The sequence below is a fragment of the Paenarthrobacter sp. OM7 genome, from assembly GCF_029873575.1.
In the GTDB taxonomy this organism is placed as follows: domain Bacteria; phylum Actinomycetota; class Actinomycetes; order Actinomycetales; family Micrococcaceae; genus Arthrobacter.
On the sequence record NZ_CP123579.1, the window covers coordinates 359792 to 378352 of the forward strand.

The following is an 18561-nucleotide window of genomic DNA, read 5'->3' on the forward strand; positions in this document are numbered from 1 at the left end:
TCTTCCCCAGTGCTGTACCGGCCCGGTGACACTGGCTGGGAGTATGTCGCTACTTTTACCGATTACGCCTCCGGTTCCACGCGGGACCGCCCCGAATGGCAGCGGTGTTTAGACTTCCTCCAACCCGGAAACGTGCTGGTGGTTTGGAAGCTGGACCGCGTGGGGCGATCCACCGCAGACCTCGCCCGTATCGTGACCGAACTGGACCAACGAGGCATCCAGTTCAAGTCCCTCACCGAGAGCTTCCTGGACACCACCACCGCCGACGGCCGACTGATCTTTCACATCTTCTCCGCACTGGCGGAGCATGAGCGAAGCAGGATGCTTGAACGAACCCGGGCCGGGCTTGAAGCGGCCCGTGCTCGCGGACGTGTTGGTGGCCGGCCTTCAACCATGACCCCGGCCCAAGTCACCGCCGCACGCACCATGCACGCGAAGAAGACACCCATCACAGAAATCGCTCAGGTGCTCGGCGTCGCACGGATGAGTGTAAGCCGCGCCCTACGGAAACAGCAGGCCGAACAATCAGCTTGAACTGATCCCCTCCAGGCAGTGGCGAGAATTATCTTGACATTGTTCGAAGGGGACTCTCACCATGGACGTACTCGCAACGGGACTCGCCATCCTCGGCGGCGTAACAGGCCTGTCCGGCTTCATCGTCTCCATACGGGCAGAGCGCCGCGCAACGCGGGCCGACAGGCGCGCGGCCGCAGCCGACGTGCGTGCCGTCCGAGCCGAAGAAGAAGGCAAACGAGCAAGGCAGCGCGAACTGTGGACAGAAGTCATTGGCGCCGCCCAAGACCTTACCGGAGCCGTCGTTGTGTACCAAGACCTCAGGCCCCTTCTAGTGCGGCTACGGATTGCGAGAACTGAACTCGTGGACGGAATCCAGGACGCTCACTGCAAGCAGTTGGGTGAGTGGATGGCCGTCGATCATGTTGTGCTTGCCAAGTTGTTCGACAGCACAATGAGAAAGATCGAAGGACAAGATTGCACGCTTGAGCAGTTGGAACAAGCCCACCGTCCTGCCCATGGCTGGGTGGCCGCATTTGTCGTCAACTTGAGGATCATGCGGCAGTTAGAGCCGGGCCCGGAGGCTGAACGTCAAATAGAGGAGCTCCTCGCCGCTGCGCACCAAGCCCATGAACATCTAGATGGCGACAATCTGAGAATGCAGGACGTCGTCTAAAAGTCGCTTCAACCAGTTTCTTCGTGGTGGCCCGAACATCAAGAAGGGTAGAAGAATGCTGAGGATTCCTTCCCAGCCCCTCGCCCACATGGGCACGGCAAAAGCTAAATCCTTCGGGCTTTTCCCGCACATGTGGACGACGGGACCCAGCTGACCGCCTGCACACAACCACCACATCACCACCGGGATAAACCTCACCAGAGCGAGCAGTGGCCGTGCACAGCCTCCTCCCAGCGCGGCCGGGTTTGGAGGCGATTCGATGATCCACCTTCTGTTGGCTCGACGCTGCGGCTGCTCTAGAGCTCAAACTCGCTAGCTTGCTGGATGAACGGATCGAGGACCTTCCCAAACCACAGCGTAGGGGCATGGCACGTGCAACACTGGGCCGGTACATCGACATCGCGGAAGCCTCGGGCTTCGAGTTCGATGCGACCTTCGAGGAACTGAGGCGCATGAACCTGGCACGTAACGACGCCATCCACCGCGCGCAAGCACCCGACTATGTTGAGACCTTTAGCTTGCTTCATGTGGTCGGTAACTTTCTGAGATCTCCCGTCCGTACCAAGGAAGCATCGGCCGGTACAGATTGAGGAGCGACCCCTGGCCCCAGCCATGTTTCGGTAGCGGCGAAAAATGCTGAACTGTGTCAGCGTGGTGACCGCCCGGCGTGCCAGCTCTCCGAGCTGGGTGCGGGGTGCTTTGTGGCGTGACTGTGAGGTCTTTGACTGTAGCTATTTTGGGGCCCAGATAGGATGACACTTCAACCTGGTCGTCCAGAACTGACAGCTACTGCAGCACGCGACTCCGTGGAGCCCGCACCAGCACCGCCACCGCGATGCCCACCACCGCTCCCACGAAAGTCTCGATGGCACGCTCCATCACCAGTACGCCCGGATCCACGGGGGCCGCGAGTTGGGCGATCAGCAGGATCACGGGAGTGAAGAACACCATGGCCCACCCGTAGTGCCGCGCCATGAAGAGCTCGGTAGGGAACTGGCACAGGACCACCAGCACTGCCAACACCACGGCGGTGTGGCCCGGGAAGTACTGGAGCGGCGACAGCGGGCTGGGGAAAAGTACGACGGCGACCACCGCCAACCCGAGGAACGTCCCCACGATGCGGTGGATGCCCCGGTGGACGCGGCTGGGGAGATCGGCGCCAGCGAGGGGTACGGCCGCGGCGGCCATGGCCCAGTGCGGATGGCCGCTGCCGCTGAGGATTCCGATGGCCCCGGCCACGCTGACAGCGAGGGCATACCGCGCAGCATGAACCATGGCCGCCTGGACCAATGGTCCCTGCCGGAGGGGGCCGCGGAGAACGGGAACGTCGCGGACGGCGCCGGACTCCCACCCACGGTGCCGGAACCACCCGGCGAAGCCAACCAGCAGCGACAAGGCGGCGGACGCAGCCCCGATGAGCACCGCCGTCGTGAGTGGGACGTTGGTTGGCACCGAAGCGCAGGCGCCCAGCGCGAGGATGCCAAAGAACGGGCCGATGGGCTTGAGGCGGACGGCATCCGCATACAGGGATCCAGCTCCGGCGAACAGGGTGGCCACCAGCACCAGCCACCACGAGTGGATGTGGTGGACGGAAAGGAACACCCCGATGGTCAGCCCACCCACCAGGAACAGGGCGGCCTGGGCTTGGTGCTTGAGCCTGAGCTGATGCGTTTCGTTGCGTCCGTACATCCCTGTCAGCGCACCGAACACGGCGTACATCATGAGGTCCGGGCGGCCGATGAGAATGAGGAACAGTCCCGGGACTGCGACGCTCAGGGCAACACGGACGGCGGAGAGGCGATCGTTGTTGGCCGGGCCCAGCCGATGGAGTTCACGGGCATGGGCGATGATTGCGGGCACGGGGGAACACCACCAATCATCGAGGGACTCCCTTGAAAATTATCAGGATGGCCAACTGTGCCGCCATAAGCCCGGTCACAAGCCGTAGCGAGATGGGGCACACGCAGCCGGGAAGGTCTGGGAAGATCGAGGTATGCCCGTCGCTTTCGTCTGCCGCACCCGGTCCTCCATGCCGCCGCAGGAGTTGTTCGATCTCTCCCGCAACATCGATGCCCATGTGGGGTCGATGACCAAGAGCCGCGAGAAGGCAGTGGACGGGGTCACCACTGGTTTGATCTCCGAAGGCGAGACCGTCACCTGGCAGGCCTGGCACCTCGGAGTCCGGTTCCGCATGACCAGCCGCATCACGCAGATGGAGGCGCCGGCGTCGTTCTCGGATGAACAGGTGAAGGGCCCCTTCAAGTACCTCCGCCACACGCATGAGTTTCGGCCGGACGGCAGCGGGACGCTCATGGTGGACACCATCGAATTCGCTGCCCCCTTCGGACCGTTGGGCCGCTTGGTGGAGAAGCTGGTCCTGGGCCGCTACATGCAAAACCTGATCGAGAAGCGTAACGAATTCCTGGTGGCCCAGGCACCCCCGGCACTGGACGCCCGGCAATGATCAGGCTCGCGCATGCGGACGATCTCCTGATTCTGCAGGACATCGAGCGTGCCGCGGGCCAGGCGTTCCGGTCGTTGGGAATGGATTCAGTCGCGGACGACGAGCCACTCTCCACCAATGAGCTGCAGGGTTACGCCGCAGCGGGCCGGGCCTGGGTTTCCGTCGACGGACTCGACTACCCGGTGGCGTACCTCTTGGCGGATGTCGTTGACGAGGCCGGGCATGTGGAACAGGTCAGCGTCCATCCGGACTACGCGCACCAAGGCCTGGGCCGCGAGCTCCTGCATGCCGCCCGCGTATGGACCCGCGGCCATGGAATGCAGCGCCAAACCCTGAGCACCTTCCGGGATGTGCCATGGAACGCTCCGTACTACCGCCGCCTTGGCTTCGAGGTGCTCGACGCCGGCAGCTGGGGTCCGCAGTTGACCCGCCTGATGGAGCACGAGGCTGGACTGGGCCTGACCCGTTGGCCGCGGGTAGCGATGTGGCGTCCAGCTGTCCCGCCCAGGTAGCCCCGGCACCGTCAGTCCGCTACCAGCTCCACCTCATAGCTGTCCGTGTTGAGCAGGTAGGCAGCGTAGTGGTCCGGGCCGCCGGCGTGCGGGTATTTGGACTCGAACATTTCGTACCAGCCTGCATCCGCGCCGAGCGCCCTGATCCGGTCCACATTTTCGCGTGTGCCTGCGTGGAAGGCCACATGATTGACCCCCGGATCAGTGCGGCGGTGGGTTGTTGCAGTGGCGTCATCCGTCTGCTCCACCACAACGTAGGTGCCGCCAAGCTTCCAACTGCACCCCGTGGGCCACTCCTGGAAGGGCTCGTAGCCGAGCTCGCCCAGCAACCAGCCCCACTCTTCCCTTGCCCTCTCAAGGAACGGCACCCAGATCTCCAGGTGGTGGATGGACCCCTTGGGTTTTGGGGATTCCGAAGCAACCTCACGCATGCGCCGAGTCTACGAGGTCCGCGCGCGTTCCACATCGGCTGCGCTCGCCGAGTCGCCACGGGCCCGGAGTCCCGCGATGACTCCGTCAACATCAGCCGGAGTACGGTTCTGGCTGAGTTTCGTCTTCGCTTCCACCCGGGTGATGACGAGTTCGACGCCGACAATCGCCTTTAGCTGACCGGCAATGAACCGTTCGGGTGCTTCGTCAACGGTCCAGGGTTTGGGCATGCCGGCCTCATGCTGGTTCGACAGGCGCCGCACGTGCCGGCCCAACCATTCGGCGTCGTCGTGGATCACCAGTTCACCGTAGACGTGGGCCGTGGAGTAGTTCCAGGTGGGCACCACCCGTCCGTGCGCCGCTTTGGAGGCGTACCAGGACGGAGAAATGTAGGCATCGTTGCCTTGCACGATCATGAGAGCCTCACCGACAGCAGCTGAAGACCACTGGGTGTTGTTGCGGGCCATGTGCGCGTGCAGTGCACCGTGTTCACCGATCGAGGGTTCGTAGACGAACGGCAGGAGGGTGGCGAGCAACCCGTCCTCCGTCATGGTCACGAGGTTGGCTGCTCCGGCGTGCCGGAGCAGCGACTCGACGGTGTCGGGGGAGGGGGCAAAGTGTGCTGGTGTGTACATGGTTTTCCTACTTCCTTAGCCTGACGCGGACAGCGGCTCCGGCGCAAAGGATCACTGCGAGGCCACCCACCACGGTGGTCCACGTCAGCGGTTCGCCCAGGAGAAGGCCGGCCCACGCGATGGTCATCACGGGTTGGACGAGTTGGATCTGGCTGACCTGCGCCATGGGCCCGATGGCCAGGCCGCGGTACCAGGCGAAGAAGCCGAGGAACATGCTCACCACACCGAGGTAGGCGAAGGACAACCACTGGAGCGGTGTGGCTTGTGGCATGCCGGAGCCCAGGGAAACGAGGGTCAACAGGATCATGGCGGGAGCAGCCACCACCAGCGCCCACGAGATGGTTTTCCAGGAGCCGAGCTCCCGGGCCAGCAATCCACCTTCCGCATAGCCAATGGCTGCAGCAACCACGGCTCCGAGCAGCAGGAGGTCGGCCCAATGAAGCGAGCCAAAACCACCGGATTGAACCAAGGCAAACACGAGGGCAGCAACGACGCCCACGGCCGTGAGGATCCAGAAGAGGAGCCGTGGACGCTCGCGCCCGCGCAGTACCGCCACGGTGGCCGTGGCCGCAGGCAGCAGGGCGATGACGATTGCCCCGTGGCTCGCGGAGGTACTGGTCAGAGCGAAGGTAGTCAGCAGGGGGAACCCCGCCACAATTCCGCCGGCTACCACCGCCAGGCGGATCCACTGCGTGCCGCGCGGAAACCGTTGCCGGGTGAAGGCCAGGGCGAGTGCGGCAAGAAGGGCGGCAACCACGGCCCGGCCCGCTCCGATGAACAAGGGGGACATGCCTTCCACAGCTACCCGGGTGAGCGGAACGGTGAAAGAGAAGGCGACGACGCCGAGGAGGCCCCACCAGATTCCGGTCGAAGTCCGGGTGGATACCACTGGCCGCGAAAGTGTAGTAGCGCTACTATTAGGACTCATGAACAACGATAGCAGTTCTCGGATTGTCTCGCGAGTAAAAGAATGGATCGCAAGCGCTGCCCCGGGGGCCAAACTGCCATCAACGCGCCAACTCGTGGCCGAGTATCAGGCCAGTCCGGTCACTGTGCAGAAAGCGCTGCGGACACTCACGGCGCAGGGTCTGATTGAAAGCCGTCCCGGGGTCGGAACTTTCGTGCGGGCCTACCGCACTGCGAGGCCCTCCGACTACGGCTGGCAAACAGCTGCCTTGCGGTCAGCCCAGGCCGCGCGGCCCCTGAACTCTGCCGCGATGCGGAGCGCTACCAATGACGTCATCGCGTTCCACTCCGGTTACCCTTCCCGCGAACTGTTGCCCGAGAGGCTTGTTCGAGCCGCGCTGACAAGGGCCGCCAGGGGAGATGCCGCCCTGTCCCGGCCGCCGGCGCAGGGCTTGCCCGAACTCCAGACCTGGTTCGCGCAGGAACTCAGTACCTCAACCCCGGTGGGCGTGACTCCGCCCCAGCCGAGCGACGTCGTGATTCTGCCCGGCAGCCAAAGCGGGCTCAGCTCCATTTTCCGGGGACTGGTGGGACACGGACAGCCGCTGCTGGTGGAGTCGCCCAGTTACTGGGGCGCGCTGCTGGCAGCGGGCCAGGCAGGCGTCAATGTCATCCCTGTCCCCAGCGGCCCGGAGGGGCCTGACCCGGATGAGCTGGAGAGGGCCTTTGAAGAATCCGGAGCGCGGATGTTCTACGCGCAACCCAACTTCGCGAATCCCACGGGAGCGCAATGGTCGGCGGAACGGGGCGAGGAAGTCCTGCGGATCGTCCAGCGGCACGGAGCTTTCCTCGTGGAGGATGACTGGGCGCACGACTTCGGCATCACCGCACCGTCGGTCCCGCTCGCAGCCAAGGACGACTCCGGCCACGTGGTCTACATCCGTTCCCTGACCAAGAGCGTTTCCCCGTCCATCCGCGTCGCAGCGATCATCGCCCGGGGACCGGCGCGCGAACGAATCATGGGCGCGCAGGCCGCCGAATCCATGTACGTCAGTGGGGTGCTTCAGGCGGCAGCGCTCGACGTCGTCACCCAGCCCGGGTGGCAAACGCACCTTCGCGGACTCAGCCACCAGCTGCAGTCACGCCGCGACCTCTTGGTCACCAGCCTCCGCGAGCACGTCCCGCAAGCGCACCTCAGCCACCTGCCCAAGGGCGGCTTGAATCTGTGGCTGCGAATGCCGGACGGGTTCGACGTCGAACGTCTCACCAAGGATTGTGAGGCATCCGGGGTGCTCATTGCCGCCGGCACGGAGTGGTTCCCTGCGGAACCGGAGGGACCCTACATTCGGCTCAACTACGCCGGCCCCAACCCGGGTGGTTTCCCTGAAGGTGCCAGGATCATCGGCGAGGCCGTCAAAGGCTTGCTGCAATCCTGAGGCGGGCACCGCCGTCGTGCCCTCTTAACAGCCGTAGCCACCAACCTCAAGGAGAGCGCCTTGGGGGTGGTGGCTACGGTGGGCGGCAAGCTGCCGCGAACTATCTGAATCGCTTGCAGTAGTCGTCACTGCGCAGAAGTTGCAGGCAAAGAGTTCCTAAGCGGGGGTCAGGTCCTTGTTGCCTTTGCCGAACACTGCGTCATCAATGGGCTGGCCGTCGAACGGCATCTCGTCCAGGTTGATGAGCGGGTTGGTGTCCTGGGTTGCTACAAGCTCGCGTGCTTCAGCCTGGGTGTCCACGCTGGGCATGGAGCCCGGCAGGGGACGCTGGGCGGATTCACGGAGGAAGTAGATGGCGATGGCGCCCACGATGGACGTGGCCATCAGGTAGTACGCCGGCATCATGTCATCGCCGGTGCCCTCGATCAGGCCCTGGACGATGAACGGCGTGGTTCCGCCGAAGATCGCCACCGAGAAGTTGTACGCGATGCCCATTCCGCCATAGCGGCTGGACGTCGGGAACAGTGCCGGCAGGGCCGAGGCCAGGTTGGCGATGTAGAACGTCACAGGGAAAGCGATCAGGGCAAGGCCGGCCAGCGTGGACCAGATCTCGCCAATGCCGATCAGCATGAACGCAGGTACCGAGAAGACGATGGTGCTGCCTGCGCCTACCCACAGCACCGGACGGCGTCCGATGCGGTCAGAGAGCTTACCGGTCAGTGGAATACAAACAGCCATGATCACCAGGACCGGGATGGTCAGCAGCGTGCCGTGGACGGGGTCGTAGCCCTTGGAATCCGTGAGGTACGTGGGCATGTAGGAGGTCAGTGCGTAGCCAACAGTGTTGGCAGCTGCGGCCAGGATCATGGCCAGCACGATCTGGCGCCAGTAGGCCTTGACGATTCCGATGGGTCCCTTGGCGACTGCAGCGTCCTGTGATGCTGCATCCTTGGCAGAGGCCTCCTGGGCGTCCAAGGTGGCCTGGAACTGGGGGGATTCCTCGATCTTGCTACGGAAGTACACCGCGATGAGGCCCAGCGGACCAGCGATCAGGAACGGAATCCTCCAGCCCCACTCCTCCATGGCGGCCTGTCCCAGCGTGAGCTGCAGGACCGAAACCAGGGCGGCGCCGAGGGCGAAGCCAATGTAGCTGCCCATATCAAGGAAGCTGGCAAAGTAGCCGCGGCGCTTGTCCGGGGCGTACTCGCTGACAAAGGTGGTGGCACCGGCGTACTCGCCACCGGTGGAGAAGCCCTGGATGAGCTTCAGGATGACCAGCAACGCGGCGGCCCAGATGCCGATCTGCGCATAGCCGGGAAGGAGGCCGACGGCGAACGTACTTGCCGCCATCAGCATCAGTGTTGCTGCGAGCACCTTCTGTCGGCCAACCTTGTCGCCAAGCCAACCGAACACCACGCCACCGAGGGGGCGTGCGATGAAGGTTGCGGCGAAGGTGCCCAGAAGGAAGAGTGTTTGGACGGACTTGTCTGCTTCCGGCAGGAAGACAGGGCCCATGGTGGTGATGAGGTAGCCGAACACGCCGACGTCGTACCATTCCATGGTGTTGCCGACGATCGTGCCGCCGAGTGCTTTGCGCAGCATCGGCTTGTTCACCACGTTGACGTCGGACTCTTTGAGCCGGCGCTTCGGGCGAAGCTTCGTTTTCTTCGTTGCGTTCTTTACTGCATGTGCTGCGTTTGTGGCGGCCGGGGTGGGGCCTGCCATTACCTGGGTCCCGGTGGCGTTCCTTGCGCCATCCGGAGAGACGGTGTTGCTTTGGTCTGTGGGCATTTGGGCTTCTCCTAGGGAGGTCATTTGCTTGCGACTTCTGCTGCCCCGCTCTGGGCAGGGTTTCAATTTTACGCGTTTTGGACCAAAAACCCGAGTTGAGATCCGATTTTTGGCCCCAAAGAGGGTGCAAATTGCCTAGGTGTGTTGCATCTCATTACCCGCTGTTGCCCCGTCGTCACGCGGATCCGGCCCCGTTTTTGCCCTCCGGAGCACGTTGTTACCAAATTGTTTAGCTGAGCCAACTTAACGTGCCGGATTCGGGCCCAAAAGCTGACTGTTTGGGACTCGTCGCTCCGATCATCGGCCCACTAATACGGGCCGGGCAGTTGCCCGAGTAGAACCAGTCGATGGCACATTGACGGTGGCCACCAGCATTGCGCCGGTGGCCACCGCTCCCGGTTAGGGGATGTTGTGCCAGAACAGGCGGACGACATCAACGACGAGTCGGATGATGTTGACCACCAGGTTCCAGGCGCCCCATGGTTCTTCACGTTTCCGTTTGGATTCCATGCCGGCACCTCCTCCCGGAGGAACAGGGCACGGCCAGCACGTGTCTGTGGGCACAACAACGTTGCGCCCTACGTGCGCAGGGCCATAGACTCAAAGTGTTCGGATTTGAGGATATGACCCTCTGACCGCACCAATGAGCGCACCGCGCTGAACAAAGACTCGATTGCACTCGGGTCTTTGTTCGTTAACGGCACAGCAGGCTCTTGCCTGATGATTCCAGCGTATCGGCCAGAAGGCACCTCAACGACCACGCCGGTGTAGCTTCCAGCTAAAGCCGTGCCTCCGCAAACCGAGGAGCCATAGACTCCATCTGCTCCATCACCAGTTTGATCGCTTCAGGCTGCTTGTCCGGCGGGTACCCGAAACGGACCAGAAGCCTCTTGATCGAGGAACGAAGTTTTGCCCTGACGTCATCACGCACCGTCCAATCGGTCCGAACGTCCCGGCGCATCACTGACAGCAGCTCGCGGGCGATATCGGCGAGCACGCCTTCGCCCTGTATCTCCACGGCAGACTCGTTGGAGGCCACAGCGTCATAGAAAGCCAGCTCGTCCGAGTTCAGAGGGGGCGTGAAATGAGCGCCTCGGTTGCCCTCGGCCGCGACTTCGCGTGCCAGCTCCACCAACTCCGCGATGATCTCCGCCGAGGTCAGCTGCTGATTGGTGTACTTCCGCATCAGCTCAGTAATGCGTTCGGAAAAAGCTCGCTGGCGAATCACGTTGTTTCGTGTCGCGACGGCAGACTCATCAGCAATGAGCTTCCGCAGCGCTTCTATTGCTAGCTGAGGGTTGCGGGCATTCTGGGTCTTGGCCATGAATTCCGGCGTCAGGTCGTCCAGCGACGGCTTCGGCATGCCGGCTGCCTCGTAGATGTCCAGTACCTCGCCGGAAGAGGTTGCGGACGCCACTAGGTTGCCCAGCAGTCGATGGATCTCCTCGGGCACCGGCTCGCCGCTGGCCTGTCGGTCTGCGGCGTCGAACTTGGCCATGTAGACCCGGGTCTCCTCGTAGACCTGGATTTCGGGCCGAAGTTCAGCCAAGGTATCCGAGCCGGAACACAGCGCCCACGCCCGTGACAACTGGCCGGAGTACCGACGGTACTTTGAGGCCAGAGTTTCTTCGCCCTCGGCCGGCTTGTTACCCGATGTCTCCGGGCTTCGCAGATAGTTAGCCGCACCCGTCGCAGCGCTGACAAAAGCCCGCGGGCCGCCCTTCTTCAACACGGATTTCCAGTCGTATCCGGAGACCATCCCACGCAGTTCTTCGACCAGCAGAACCGTCTGCCCAACCGCTTCATCTAGGTTCTTGCCGACTGGCTTGTTCGCCTGATCATCTTTCGTGTACTCGCCCAACGCCTGGGTTAGATTCTCAGCCAGCGGAGCGTAGGCCACAAGCAGGCCGTCTTGTTTGCCGCGGAAGGTGCGGTTTACACGGGCCAGGGTCTGCATCAACAGCGCACCCTTCAAGGGCCGGTCCAGGTACAGCGTGTGCAGGGGCGGTGAGTCGTAGCCGGTGAGCATCATGTCCTTGACGATGACGAGCTCCAGTTCGTCGTCAATGTCCTTAAGCCGCTCTTTTACCGTCGCATTCGCCGAATCGCGGCGCACGTGATCGGACACCGGGGGAACATCGGTGGCGTTACCGGAGTACACCACCTTGATCTTTCCCTTGGCAAGGTCATCCGAATGCCAGTCAGGCCTCAGCGCCACGATGGCGGCGTAGAGGTTCGCGCAAATCTCACGTGTGCTGCCCACGATCATCGCCTTGCCTGGCGCTTCAATGAACTTGCGCATGCGTTCGCGACGGTTCTCCCAATGCGCCACCAAGTCTTCCGCCAACGCAGCGATACGCTGCGGCGCACCGTACACGGCGTTCACGACGGCGACGCTCGCCTCTAGACGCGCTCGTTCAGTATCGTCCAGGCCCAGGGTGGCCTCATCGGCTGCCTGGTCAAGGACTTCTTCTGTCACGTCGGACGCGAGTCCCACCTTGATGAGCCGCGGCTCAAAGTACACCGGCACCGTGGCGCCGTCCTCCACCGCCCGGGTGAGGTCGTACACGTCGATGTAATCGCCGAAGACTTCCTGCGTGTTCCGGTCATCAAAGGAGATGGGCGTTCCGGTAAAGGCGATCAACGTGGCATGGGGGAGTGCGTCGCGCAGGTGCCGAGCGTATCCGTCCAAGTCGTCGTAGTGCGAGCGGTGCGCCTCATCCACCACCACAATGATGTTGCGCCGGGCGGACAGTAGGGGGTGGTCGGCACCGGAATCCTTTTCGGCTTTGCTGCGGCCGAACTTTTGCAGGGTAGTGAAGTAGATACCGCCGGTCGCCCGGTTACTCAGTTCGTCGCGGAGTTCGGAGCGCTTCCGGATCTGCTTCGGCGACTCGGCCAGCAGTAGGCTCCTATCAAAGCCCCCGAACAACTGGCCATCCAGCTCATTCCGGTCCGTGATCACCACGACCGTCGGGTTTTTCAACTTCGGATGCCGTGCCACCAGGTTGGCGTAGAGCTCCATCTCCATTGACTTGCCGGACCCTTGCGTATGCCAGACGACGCCCGCTTTGCCGTTGCTTTCCACTGCTTGAACGGTGCTGCCGACGGCCTTAGTGACCGCGAAGTACTGGTGTGGCTTCGCAATGCGCTTCAATAGCCCTTCTGGGCCACCGTCGAAGGCAGTGAAATTGCGGACTAACTGCAGAAAGCGCTCCTGGTTATACAAACCGTAAAGGGCGGTTTCCAAGGCCGTGACGGCGACGCCGGCCTCCATGTAGCCTGGTGCGACCGGTCTACCATCATCGTCCACATTCCATGGCGAGAAGTGGTTGAGGGGAGTGAACGGGGTACCGTATTTTGCTTGGATTCCATCTGATGCGAGCGTGAACACACAGAAGCGGAATGCCATGGGAAATTCCCGCAGGTACGTCTGTAGCTGCGCATGCGCCGCGGCCACGTCGGCCGTGGCGCTACCTGCCTTCTTCAGTTCAATAACACTTACCGGCATACCGTTGCAGTACAGGACGACGTCGAAGCGGCGCTTGTAGTCGCCCTGCACCAGAGTGACCTGGTTGACGGCGAGCCAGTCGTTCTGGTCGGGGTCCTGGCTCAACAGGTGGATGGTGGGGTTGGCTTCGTTACCGTCCGAGTCGATGTAACTGAGGCGATAGCCGTTCACGAGGTAGTTGTGGATACGGTGGTTTTCGGCAATAGCGTCGATCGATTCCGGAGAGGCGATCTCGGCGACTGCCTGCTGCAGATACTGGGCGGGAACAGTCGGGTTGAACCGCTGCAGGGCGGCGAGCAGCCGCGGCCGGATCAGCAGTTCATCCCACGTTTCCCGCTCGTCCGTACCGGGAGCGATGTCTTGCCCAGACAAGGGCCGCCATCCGAGTGGCTCGGCCAGTAGCTCTAGCGCCATGCCCTCCCAGTCGGCTTCGGAAAAGGCTACTGCTGGTGTTCCTGCTGTCACGGTGGTTCCCCCTATTGGACCGGTGGTCATTCGGACGTGTTGTGTACATCTTGCTTATAGCTCGGAGCCGCTGGTCGGGCTGGCTCGTCCAACCTCACACGCCCGCGTCCACCAGCACTTTCTGTGCGTCCTTGACACGTAACTTGCCGGACATGAGTTGTGGGAGAAGTGTGTCGCGGGCCTGGGCAAGCATGGTGTTTTCGCGTAGCACGGTTTTAGCAACGGCATGAAGTCTGCCTGCGGTTTGACCGAACTCTTCCATGACCTTAGGTTCAGCCAGCCTTACTTTGAGCTTTTTGAAGTTACCTCGACTGAGTTCAAGGAAGGTTGCGCCGTTTGCCAGCGAAATGAACTCGTCAACACGGCTGCGCATTTCATGGAAGACCCAGAAGTTGAGTGTGGGATCGGTCGGTTGCACCACTATGAAACCCTGATTTACGGCCATCGGTGTCTGGGCTATCGCAAAGGCACCAATTGTTGCCCTCGAGGTCATGAGAATGGAACCGGCCGGATAAAGCGGGGAGGCGCAGGCAGACAAACCAGTCTGTGAGATCATTCTTTTCGTCGATTCAAGAAATGGTCCCTGCAGCGGCGTGACGTCGGTAGGGGTTGCCCAAGGGATGTCACCATCCCAGTACTCAAGAACCTTCGTGCTTGGTGTACCGCCGCCGGAGACGGTGGCGAGGTCGCCAAAGGTCTGGTCGGAGAGTGCGACACCGTGCATGGCTTTATGGAATTCTGTAGTTGCCAGATCATCGGCCGCCAGGGCGAGTTTGGTGTTGGCGGCGATCTTGTCGTCGAGAGCGCCCAAGACTTCCGCGATGCACCGTTGTTCAGAGATGTCCGGCACGGCCAACTTGAGCGAGCGAATGTCGGCGAGGTTGATGTAGGCAGCCATATCGGTGTTGTTCATGCGGTCCGCAGCTTGGTGCCAGAACTCCGCGCTGCTGAACCAGTAACGCAAAAACGCTGGGTCGATTACTTCCGAATCCAGCACTCGAAAAAAACAGAGCTGGGGGCTGTAGACAACATGCTCGCTCGTATCGGGCAAGACTGCAACGCGGCCGACGGTGCCCTTAGTAGTCAAGAGGATGTCACCTGGTTGTCCTGCCTTCGTTCCGATGGCTTTGGCGTACTTCGCCGACACGAAATCTGGGCCGGTGAAGCTAACGGCGTTTTCCATGACGTCGGCTACCCGAATAATCCGGAAGCCCTGCTGAGCGTGTTCGCTTCGTTTGGTGCGATAGCCGTCGCCAATTTGAAGGACACCTGCAGCGGCCAGCTCTCCGATGGTCAGGAAACTCACGAGACCCTCCCCAACTGCTCGCGTACAACCGCCGCCAGCCGCTCGGACTCTTCGAACTGTTCAAACAGCTCCTTCGAAAGCCGTGCAATCTTCTCCTCGATCGGCTCGCCGTCGTCCTCGACGTCCGCAGCCCCGACGTACCGTCCGGGCGTCAGCGCGTAGTCCGCAGCCTTGATCTCGGCAAGTGAAGCCGAGTAGCAGAAGCCCGCCTCGTCGTCGTACGTCAGTCCGGCCTCAACCGCCGAAGCTGTGCCGCGCCACGCGTGGTAAGTGTTGGCAATCTTTGCGATGTCCTCTTCGGACAGCGCGCGCTCGGCTCGGTCCACCATGTAGCCCAGGTTCCGGGCGTCGATGAACAGCACTTGCCCGGTTCTGTCCACAGTGCCGCGGGGGCCGGCCGTCTTATCCTTGGCGAAGAACCACGTGCAGACCGGGATGCCGGTGCTGCGGAAGAGTTGGGTGGGCAGCGCCACCATGCAGGAGACGAGGTCGGCTTCCACCAGCTGGGCGCGGATATCGCCCTCGCCGCCGGAATTGGAGGACATGGAGCCGTTGGCCATGACCACGCCGGCGCTGCCGCCTGGGGCGAGCTTCGAGATGATGTGCTGAATCCATGCGTAGTTCGCATTGCCAGCTGGAGGGACGCCGTACTTCCAGCGTGGGTCCGACTCGAGTCGGGCCCAGTCCTTGATGTTGAACGGCGGGTTGGCCATGATGAAGTCCGCGCCGTTGTTGCCGGTGAGCTCCGGGTGCTGGTCGCGGGCAAAGGTGTCACCCCAGCGGGAGGCCAGGTTGGCATTGAGGCCGTGGATGGCGAGGTTCATCTTTGCCATCCGCCACGTGCGCTCGTTGAGCTCCTGGCCGTAGACGGAGATGTCGGAGCCCTCCATATTGTGGGCCTCGAGGAACTTCTCGGCCTGCACGAACATGCCGCCGGACCCGCAGCAGGGATCATAGACGCGACCACGATGGGGTTCCAGAACCTCCACCAAGACGCGAACCACGCCGGCCGGAGTGTAGAACTCGCCGCCGCGCTTGCCCTCAGCTTTGGCGAACTTTTCCAGGAAGTACTCGTAGACCTCACCCAGCAGGTCTCGGGCTTTGCTCGCGCCCTGGCCCGTGAACCGTGCGGAGTTGAACAGGTCCAGCAACTCGCCCAGGCGACGCTGGTCCACGTTGTCTCTGTTGTAGATGCGGGGGAGCGTGGCGGCCAGGGACTTGTTGTCCATCATGATCATGTCCATGGCTTCGTCGATGAGCTGGCCCACTAACTTCGGGTGTTCGCCCATGGCTGCAGGCAAGCCTTTGGCGTTCTCCGCCAGATAGGTCCACCGTGCCCGGGGGGCTACCCAGAAGACGCCGCGGCCGGTGTACTCGTCGACGTCGTCGATCAGCTGGGCAATCTGGTCCTCGTTGAGACCGTCCGCCTCCAGCTCGGCTTGGATCTGCTCACGTCGTTCGTCGAAAGCGTCGGAGACGTACTTCAGGAACACCAGGCCCAAGATCACGTCCTTGTACTGTGAGGCATCCATAGAGCCGCGCAGCTTGTCTGCTGCTTTCCAGAGGGTGTCCTTGAGTTCCTTCATGGTGGACGGGGCGAGGTCCACCTTCAATTTCGGGGGCATTACTGGGTTCCTTTTGTCTGTGGTTCGGCGAGATTACTGCTGGGATCTATTAGGGTGAGACTTCCGCTCGCCACGCCGTCCGTAATCAGCGTAGCGACTTCGTGGAGTTGCCCGAGCCGTTCTAGGGCTTGCTGCTGCTCGTGCTGCAGCCGGGCAAGAGTATCGCCGAGTTTCCTCCGCTGGGCCTCAGGTACGCGACGCAGGCGCCACCTGCGCCAGGCCTTGTCAGTTGGGGAAAGACTGTTGATGTCGGAGGCAACGACGAACGGCAACAGCCCGCCCGGGTCAGCGGCGTCGACCCGTAGTACCTTCGCCGGGAATATGACAACGGAACCACCGTGAGCGTCAACCGTGGCAGCAGGCCGGGGGCTAGTGCAGAAGACGACGTCGTCCGGCTGAGTGAGCCGGCTTGCAGGATAGTTGGCTGCAAGATCCAGGAGGCTGATGTACCGGTGCGGTGCGTTGTGCGGGTCAAGCAGCTCCGCCGGGCCCAAGGCCCGGGTTCCCTTCTGCGGGTTCAGGTCCGCCTCCGCAATCCTGTTTCCCTTGATGTGCTTGAGGACACCGTAGGTCATGAGTTTCTGAATAGAATCGGCCTGATTCGCCATGTTGTCGTGTGTGGTCACAACCTGCGGAGGAGGCGACTCACCGGAATGCAGCAGACGTCCTAGTTCCTCTATCCGAAGTGCTGCCTCGGCGCCAGTTAGCATTCCAACCGAACTATGAGGCGGTGCTGGTACCAAGGACTTGCTGGCCAGCAGCTGCTGGGTTGGCATCAGTCGAGCGAATCGGAACGCGTGGGCGCGGACCATTGCTCCGGTTCCCATCGAGGCAATAATGTCGCTGACCAAATCCTGCTTCACGTCTTCAGTGAGATCTTGGGTGCTGACGTCCGCCACCATGGTCCAGCGTCCAGCATTGGGATTGTCAGTTAGAGACGGACCCATCACCCAGAGGGCTTGAGCTTCGCGGGGTTTGGTGCGCAGCAAACCTTGGGGCAGCCGCACAATGGCGCGGACCCGGCCGATTCGCAGCAAATCTCCACGGAGCGCCGCTAGGCTAACGTCCATCGGTGGATCGCAGAGAACCCGTGCTGGGGCAATGATGACAGCCCGCTGCTGATCATCCATCTGCAAGAGAAGCTGTTCCACTGCCGCAAGGATTTGCGCTCCGCCCATGCCGGATTCGCCTGGGGACGGGTACTGAGCCACGTGAACTACGTGACCTTGGACGGCGAACTCCCCGCTCGGATCGAGATGGATCTGCCCGCAGTCCACGCCGTGCACCCGCAGTCGGCGACGCACCAGGCGACTTGAACCGCCGTCGTCGTCCGCTGTCAGAAACGTGACCGGCGCTTCTTCCCCAGCGGCATGGACGACGCCCATCAGAAGATCACTACCGCCTCGTGTGGAATCAGCAAAAACGGAGTCGCCGCCAAGAGTCGCCGACAATTCAACGGCCGCAGCCGCCACTAACCCCACGGCAGAGTCGGTGAGGGCCGTGGCGGAGTGCTCCTTCAACCCATCGCGGAACCTCGCGGCAAGCAAATGCTCGAAGGCCCCTGCCACGTTGTAGGCACTGTCCACCAGTCGGTCGGTGAACGCCGCGCTAGAGACAAGCGACGCTCCCGCGGCTTCCATCTCGGAGTACAGGAATGTGTCATCTGGATCGCACTCGTCTGCAGCGTCCAGCAGTTCTTCCCTAGTCAGCTGTGTCAACGAGTTTCCAGTAATTGCCTTGAGCGTCAGCAGTGCCGTGAGAGTTTCGAAGGTGTTTCCGCGGGTTCCATCGGCAGTCATGCCAGGAATGCGGGTGAAGGCAACGACGTCGTTGGCTGCCTCTCGGTTGTTGCCTCGTGCAGTATCGGTCAGCCAAGCGGCGATGTGGCCGGAGTCGAAGAGTTCCAACCTGCCGTTGAGCGCTACAGGCTTCGGAAATGGGTGGGCGGATCCGGCACTGCGCTTCCGCCACATGGACACAACGGGGCGCTGGACCTGTGCGAGGGCGGCAACGTCCGAGAGAGTCATGCGCATGGATTCTGTTTGGTTCATGACCGCCTCCTTTCGTCGTCGACCTCAGCTTATCGCCGAGGAGTGCCCAAGATATTAAGACTGTCGATAAGGAGGGTTATCAGCACATTCGATTATGAAATTGCCACATTGCCGTAGCTTCGTTCTCAAGCAACGAGGGGAGGTCTCCGGAGTTGCGACTACTGCAGGAAACCACGCATTGGGGGACTGGTTTCCGCGTATTTCGACAATCCCTCTCCTTCCGACAGATCGGAGGGTCTAC

Annotated in this window: 15 protein-coding genes; 6 read left to right on the forward strand and 9 right to left on the reverse strand. The window is 62.1% G+C overall.

The window, feature by feature from the left end:
- Window positions 1-9 precede the first annotated feature (9 nt).
- The 3 genes from QEH68_RS01750 to QEH68_RS01760 all read left to right on the forward strand — a co-directional run bounded on the left by QEH68_RS01750 (window position 10) and on the right by QEH68_RS01760 (window position 1779).
- Entirely contained in the window at window positions 10-534 is a 525-nt protein-coding gene (locus tag QEH68_RS01750) for a recombinase family protein (protein ID WP_280625994.1), read from the forward strand.
- Between the two features lie 61 nt (window positions 535-595).
- Window positions 596-1189: a hypothetical protein gene (locus QEH68_RS01755; RefSeq protein ID WP_280625996.1), complete on the forward strand. Its 594-nt coding sequence runs from the start codon at window positions 596-598 to the stop codon at window positions 1187-1189.
- 365 nt (window positions 1190-1554) lie between these two features.
- The gene (locus tag QEH68_RS01760; RefSeq protein ID WP_280625999.1) at window positions 1555-1779 is read left to right on the forward strand and encodes a hypothetical protein; all 225 of its coding nucleotides are present in this window, start codon (window positions 1555-1557) and stop codon (window positions 1777-1779) included.
- A gap of 196 nt (window positions 1780-1975) precedes the next feature.
- On the opposite strand, the gene QEH68_RS01765 is transcribed toward QEH68_RS01760, so the two are convergent.
- A complete protein-coding gene (locus QEH68_RS01765) occupies window positions 1976-3049 on the reverse strand; it encodes an FUSC family protein (protein WP_207595883.1) in 1074 nt (357 codons plus the stop codon).
- Window positions 3050-3182: 133 nt separating this feature from the next.
- Here QEH68_RS01765 and QEH68_RS01770 point away from each other — a divergent pair, with 133 nt between their 5' ends.
- The gene (locus QEH68_RS01770) at window positions 3183-3653 is read left to right on the forward strand and encodes an SRPBCC family protein (RefSeq protein ID WP_207595884.1); all 471 of its coding nucleotides are present in this window, start codon (window positions 3183-3185) and stop codon (window positions 3651-3653) included.
- Window positions 3650-4165 carry a GNAT family N-acetyltransferase gene (locus QEH68_RS01775; RefSeq protein WP_280626003.1) on the forward strand — a complete coding sequence of 172 codons (516 nt, stop codon included), beginning with the start codon at window positions 3650-3652 and terminating at the stop codon, window positions 4163-4165. Before QEH68_RS01770 ends, QEH68_RS01775 begins: the two co-directional genes overlap by 4 nt.
- Before the next feature lie 11 nt (window positions 4166-4176).
- Here QEH68_RS01775 and QEH68_RS01780 read toward each other — a convergent pair whose 3' ends face one another.
- From QEH68_RS01780 to QEH68_RS01790, 3 genes are read right to left on the reverse strand one after another with little or no spacing between them, the layout of a single operon-like run.
- Complete coding sequence (locus tag QEH68_RS01780; RefSeq protein WP_280626006.1) at window positions 4177-4596, reverse strand: VOC family protein; 420 nt, start codon at window positions 4594-4596, stop codon at window positions 4177-4179.
- 9 nt (window positions 4597-4605) lie between these two features.
- On the reverse strand, window positions 4606-5229 hold the full coding sequence (locus tag QEH68_RS01785; RefSeq protein WP_207595887.1) for an FMN-binding negative transcriptional regulator: 624 nt from the start codon (window positions 5227-5229) through the stop codon (window positions 4606-4608).
- Window positions 5230-5236: 7 nt separating this feature from the next.
- Window positions 5237-6157: a DMT family transporter gene (locus QEH68_RS01790; RefSeq protein WP_280626008.1), complete on the reverse strand. Its 921-nt coding sequence runs from the start codon at window positions 6155-6157 to the stop codon at window positions 5237-5239.
- On the opposite strand from QEH68_RS01790, the gene QEH68_RS01795 reads away from it, so the two are divergent.
- Window positions 6156-7571, forward strand: a complete 1416-nt coding sequence (locus tag QEH68_RS01795) for a PLP-dependent aminotransferase family protein (RefSeq protein ID WP_207595889.1) — start codon at window positions 6156-6158, stop codon at window positions 7569-7571. The two genes, QEH68_RS01790 and QEH68_RS01795, sit on opposite strands and share 2 nt — an antisense overlap.
- A 156-nt stretch (window positions 7572-7727) precedes the next feature.
- On the opposite strand, the gene QEH68_RS01800 is transcribed toward QEH68_RS01795, so the two are convergent.
- The 5 genes from QEH68_RS01800 to QEH68_RS01820 form a co-directional block, all read right to left on the reverse strand.
- Window positions 7728-9362 (reverse strand): MFS transporter, encoded by a 1635-nt coding sequence (locus QEH68_RS01800; protein WP_280626011.1) that lies wholly within the window; start codon window positions 9360-9362, stop codon window positions 7728-7730.
- 778 nt (window positions 9363-10140) lie between these two features.
- Window positions 10141-13368 (reverse strand): type I restriction endonuclease subunit R, encoded by a 3228-nt coding sequence (locus QEH68_RS01805; RefSeq protein WP_280626013.1) that lies wholly within the window; start codon window positions 13366-13368, stop codon window positions 10141-10143.
- Window positions 13369-13432: 64 nt separating this feature from the next.
- The gene (locus tag QEH68_RS01810; RefSeq protein WP_280626015.1) at window positions 13433-14644 is read right to left on the reverse strand and encodes a restriction endonuclease subunit S; all 1212 of its coding nucleotides are present in this window, start codon (window positions 14642-14644) and stop codon (window positions 13433-13435) included.
- The gene (locus QEH68_RS01815; RefSeq protein WP_280626017.1) at window positions 14641-16269 is read right to left on the reverse strand and encodes a class I SAM-dependent DNA methyltransferase; all 1629 of its coding nucleotides are present in this window, start codon (window positions 16267-16269) and stop codon (window positions 14641-14643) included. Before QEH68_RS01815 ends, QEH68_RS01810 begins: the two co-directional genes overlap by 4 nt.
- Complete coding sequence (locus QEH68_RS01820; protein ID WP_280626020.1) at window positions 16269-18320, reverse strand: hypothetical protein; 2052 nt, start codon at window positions 18318-18320, stop codon at window positions 16269-16271. The genes QEH68_RS01815 and QEH68_RS01820 overlap by 1 nt, the downstream gene beginning before the upstream one ends.
- Window positions 18321-18561 lie beyond the last annotated feature (241 nt).